Source organism: Corynebacterium sp. HMSC22B11, assembly GCF_001815965.1.
Taxonomy (GTDB): Bacteria; Actinomycetota; Actinomycetes; order Mycobacteriales; family Mycobacteriaceae; genus Corynebacterium.
The window spans coordinates 1-4,778 of sequence record NZ_KV823468.1 but is presented as its reverse complement, the minus strand read 5'-3'; the positions used below and the strand labels follow the sequence as shown (position 1 = coordinate 4,778).

At 60.8% G+C, this 4,778-nt stretch carries 5 protein-coding genes; 2 read left to right on the top strand and 3 right to left on the bottom strand.

Going from position 1 to position 4,778, the window contains the following annotated elements; all coding sequences use genetic code 11:
- On the top strand, window positions 1–220 hold a 220-nt coding region (locus HMPREF3088_RS10530; protein WP_210401461.1), incomplete at its 5' end, for a hypothetical protein.
- Between the two features lie 243 nt (window positions 221–463).
- On the opposite strand, the gene HMPREF3088_RS00255 is transcribed toward HMPREF3088_RS10530, so the two are convergent.
- From HMPREF3088_RS00255 to HMPREF3088_RS00245, 3 genes are all read right to left on the bottom strand, one after another.
- A complete protein-coding gene (locus HMPREF3088_RS00255) occupies window positions 464–802 on the bottom strand; it encodes a transglycosylase family protein (protein WP_070757503.1) in 339 nt (112 codons plus the stop codon).
- A 172-nt stretch (window positions 803–974) separates the two neighbouring features.
- Complete coding sequence (locus HMPREF3088_RS00250) at window positions 975–1,778, bottom strand: SDR family NAD(P)-dependent oxidoreductase (RefSeq protein ID WP_070757501.1); 804 nt, start codon at window positions 1,776–1,778, stop codon at window positions 975–977.
- Window positions 1,779–1,780: 2 nt separating this feature from the next.
- Window positions 1,781–2,755 (bottom strand): SMP-30/gluconolactonase/LRE family protein, encoded by a 975-nt coding sequence (locus HMPREF3088_RS00245; protein WP_083317272.1) that lies wholly within the window; start codon window positions 2,753–2,755, stop codon window positions 1,781–1,783.
- Window positions 2,756–3,263: 508 nt separating this feature from the next.
- Between HMPREF3088_RS00245 and HMPREF3088_RS00240 the strand changes: the two genes are divergently transcribed.
- A complete protein-coding gene (locus tag HMPREF3088_RS00240) occupies window positions 3,264–4,517 on the top strand; it encodes an ATP-binding protein (RefSeq protein ID WP_070757497.1) in 1,254 nt (417 codons plus the stop codon).
- Window positions 4,518–4,778: the final 261 nt, after the last annotated feature.

Below are 4,778 nucleotides of genomic sequence, written 5' to 3'. Positions count from 1 at the left end.
GCCGAGCCAGACACACATTTTGACCCTTAACCCTGGCTCACCGCTGGCCGGAAAAATTGGGGTAGAAAGCGCAAAACCATCGAGCGGGGGGGGGATGCTCGATGGCTTTACTTCCAGGGAGTCACATCCCAACCATCCTCATCAGGGGGGGTTGGAGGATATGCGGTTGGGCAGACATCAACCCGGCATAAACGATAATAACGGTTTGGAAAAGATTTGAAAAGTCAATGCGAAATTTGGTTTCACGTCACCAGTGAATGCGCAGGTCAAGTACCGGAAATTTCTTGGTTTTTCCAGGCTGTGATGCTGCTCACGGGAGGGGCTGAACCCTTCTCCTTGACGCACCCTCCGGCAGGGACAAGCAGGTACAGCAAAACCCCGGCCGTGTGTGGCCGGGGTAAAACTGCCGGACTGCTATTGCCGGATCCGCGGAGGCTTATCCCCGCGGGGCGCGCGGTGGCTTTTAGGCGACCGGGCCGCCGCAGTTCGGCCATGCGCCAGCGCCCTGGCCAGCCAGAACCTTCTCGGCGATCTCGATCTGCTGGGCCTTCGTGGCCTGGTCAGCGGTCGGTGCGTACTGGGTGCCACCGAAGCCGGCCCAGGTCTGAGCGGAGAACTGCAGGCCACCGTAGTAGCCGTTGCCCGTGTTGATGTGCCAATCGCCGCCGGACTCGCATGCTGCGACCTGGTCCCACTGGCCAACAGTTGCTGCGTTTGCCGTCGGTGCAACCAGCGCCGGTGCTGCGATGACACCGGCTGCCATTGCGAGGCGGGTCAGGTTGGTCTTGACGGACGTGCGCATAAAGTATTCGCTCCTTCGTCTTTTGGTAACGATGTGGTTACGAGTCCGCCAACCTACCGACCACGCACCCCCGCCCGTCAAGCGAATTCTGGAAATTTTTGCGTTTTAACTTGCCTGCGACCGTCCGGATAAGCCTTTCACCTGCGCGTATCCAAATACCCTGAAAATTCCCTTACCCTTTTCGCAGCGCCCGCCGCCCGCTGGCGAGAACAAAGGGCATCGCCAGGCGCATGAGGCCGGCCTGCGCCCCCACCCAGCGCTGGAAGCGGCCGCCGAGCGCGGGGAATACGATCTCCGCTGGCCTGCCGACCAGCGGGCGCTTCTTAAAGGCCCGAACGATGGTCTCGGCGATCACTTCCGGGCCCACGGACTTCTCGGCGAAAGCCGCGACCGCCGAAGGGTCACGCTTTTCCTGTTCCAGCATCTCAGTCCGCACCCCGGGCGGGTGCACGAGCGTGAATGCCACGCGGCTCGCGCGTTCCTCGATGGCGACGGTGTTGATGAATGAACGCAGCGCATGCTTCGTCGCGCCATAGGAGGAGTACCCGGGCAGGGGGAGGAAACTGGTCATGGAGCACACGGTCACGATGTGCCCGCCGCGTTCTTTCATGCGCCGCATGGCTTCGAGCGTGCCGTACATGGGGCCGAGGAAATTCACGTCCACCATCTGCCGATGCTGGTCACCCGAGAGATCACGTGCCCAACCGGTGTGGATCATCCCGGCGTTGTTCACCAGGATGTCCACCGGCCCAAGCTGGCGTTCCACGTCCTGGAAGACGGCGGCCCACGCTTCTTCGTCGCGGACGTCGTGTTCCACACCGATGGCCCGAATGTTTCCGGGTAGTTCTTCAGCGACGGTGCGAGCGGCCTCGCCGTCGATATCGGTGACGGCGACGTCGTAGCCAGCGTCGGCTGCTGCTCGAGCGGTTGCAGCTCCAATGCCGCGGCCAGCTCCAGTAATGAGTACAACGCCCATGCTTACGCCTCCAGATCGATGATCTCGATGCAGCCCTTGCGCGCGGGGCCACCGATCGTGGGGTCGTCGTTGATCGTCGTGGCGCAGAACAACGTGTGGCCGTTATCGCCGCCGAGCTCCACATCGAGCGTCTTGTTGCCGGTGCGGATGCGCTCGACGATGTGCCCGCCGGGCTTCACAAGCACGACCTCCGCGCGCGTGGCATTGGCAATCCAGATCGATTGCCCGTCACTATCCAGCGCAATCCCATCGGGGGCAAGCGAGATGGGCAGGGCGTTGGCGATGCGGGGGTTTTCCAGCACCCCGGCAGCGGTGCGGACGATGGTGCCCAGCGGTGAACCGGAGTTGAGCTGCTGCCACAGGAATTCGGGCATGAGCTTGGCGTACGGCCGGGGGTTGACCAACACGCCGGCTTCATCGACGTCGCATTCGGTCAGCTGCAGGCGCAGGGTCTCGGCGACGACGACGGTGCCGCCCGGCAACTTCACCGTTCCATTGGGGAACAGCATGTCCGGGCCGGTTCCCGCGACCGTGCCGTCCGGGGCGATGCACACCACTCGCGTCGAGGGAGGTCCTGGCGGCTTGTAGAGGTGGGAGTTCGCGTTTTCTCGGTGGAAGGCGTGGTAATCGAAACCGAAGTTGCCCACGTAGGCGTACCCATCGGGTGTGACCATCATGTCGTTGGCGTGGCCGCCGCAGTATTCACTGATGTCTGCATGTTGTGTCAGCTCGCCATCGGCGCTGCGCCGCCAGATGACGTGCTGGTCCATGGAGACGATGAGCATGTCACCGTTGGGGAGGAATCCCAGGCCGCCGGCGCGACCCGGGATTTCGCCCAAGACTTCTTCCCCACCTGGTTTGGTCCAGCGGTGCAGAGTCCCGGTTGCCATGTCCACGAAATAGAGGGCGCCCTGGTGCCAACGGAGTGACTCGGGGACGCCGTACCCATCGAGAAGAACTTTCGTTGCCCTAACCATGCGGTCATAATAAGGCCGGAAAAGCCGAAGCGGGCGGACTTCCACAAAGAAATCAGCCCGCTAGTTCGACAACACGGCCCCAAGCACCTCGCCTTTTGCCCTGTCGAGACGGCGCGTCTGAGAAATCAGGACCGCATTGTGGAGATCGGCGTGGTGTTCGGAGGCCTGACGGCGGGAGTGTCTGGCGTGGTAGCGCTGATCAGCAAGTTGCGGAGCTAGAGCTCCGGGCATTATGCGTGCCGGATGTCCGGTTGGTGACCGGATTCAGCATTAGGCTTTCACCTCACCCCCTTCCCTACGGTTGAGAACAGCCACTCCCGCAAAAGCACGTCCGCACCGCCTAGTGACGAAGACATCCGCGCCACTAGGGAGGGCGTGCCAATCTAGGACACATTTCGAACACCACTAGGAATTCCCAAGACCGTGTTTGGGCGAACTTGCAAAAGCCGGTATAGAAATGTTGCAAAGTCGGGCATGGAACCGTTGCAAAAGCGGGTATAGTGCCCATATGCAGTACTTTTCACGCTTTGCAGATCAAGTATTGGAAGACTCCCTCCAGTTCATGGGAGGCGTCCTCCTTGAGGGGCCGCGCGCATGCGGGAAAACCTCTACCGCGCTCCAAAAGGCTGCAAGTTCTGTACGTCTCGACCGGTCCCCCGAGCTGATCACGCTAGCCGAATTGAACCCCGCAGCCTTACTCAACGGTCCAACCCCTCGTCTCATTGATGAGTGGCAGCTCGCGCCTTCCCTATGGAACACCATCCGCCACGAGATCGACGACCGTCAAGGACGCGGAGAGTTCATCCTTTCGGGGTCAGCGGCACCGGCCGACGACACCACGCGTCACTCCGGCGCGGGACGCTTTGCAAGATTACGAATGCGGCCAATGTCACTCGCGGAGAGTGGGGCGTCGACAAGCCAGGTAAGCCTCGCATCGCTAGAACCGGGCGTTAGTGTAAGTGGAGCTTCCAAGCTCACATATAAGGACATGGCCGAGCAGGCCGTTCGTGGCGGATGGCCAGGGCTACTCGGGGCGAGCACTCAGCAGGCGGTCATGTTTAACCGCTCATACCTGGACAACATTTTCGACGTGGAAGTGCCAGAAAACGTTGGCACACGCCACAACCAACTAAACATTCGCCGGACCTTGGCATCCATCGCTCGGAATATTTCTGGCGAAGCAACATTGAAAACACTCGCTGCAGACGTGTCTTCGGATGCCACAACAGTCGACCCGAAAACGGTCTCCACGTACCTCCAGGCACTTACCCGGATATTCATCCTCGACGGGTTGCAACCTTGGAGCGTCGCGCTCCGATCTAAATCACGACTGCGCACCTCGCCGAAGCTCCATCTCGCTGACCCCAGCCTGGCCTGCGCCGCCTTGGGTATCGGTGTTGACCGCCTCGCGAACGACCCGGAGTTCTTCGGCCAGATCTTTGAGTCCATGGTCATTCGAGACCTGCGCGCAGCATCCGCTCTCCAGCACGGGCGCGTCTATCACTACCGTGACAACACGGCCCTTGAAGTTGACGCCATCATCGAATACCCCGAAGACGGCAAGTGGGGCGCCTGCGAAGTCAAACTCGGAGCATCGCAGATCCCACAAGCCGAAGCGAACCTCATCAAACTCCGTGACGAACGTGTCGACACCAACAAGATCGGGTCGCCTGCATACCTAGCCATCATCACAGCAACGGAATATGCATACACGCTTCCTAGCGGAGTGCACGTGATCCCCTTGGGAGTCCTGACCGCTTAGGGGCAGCAGAGGCTAGTCAAACTATTTTCACGGAACTGCACAAGCGGGTGCGCCACCCGTGAACTGCAGGTTTATCGCACCATCAGGAACGCAATCACCGCTCTGCGGCGCGGGCCTCGGAAGTTCCAAGCTGTAGTGCGTGGATACTAGTAACCCCAAAGCTAAGCGGAGGGGTCTGGTGGCGTCGCCACCCTCACCCCTCCATCATTCCCGCAGAAACAAAGGAAGGGTTAAGTGACAAAAGGGGATGCGGACGGGATC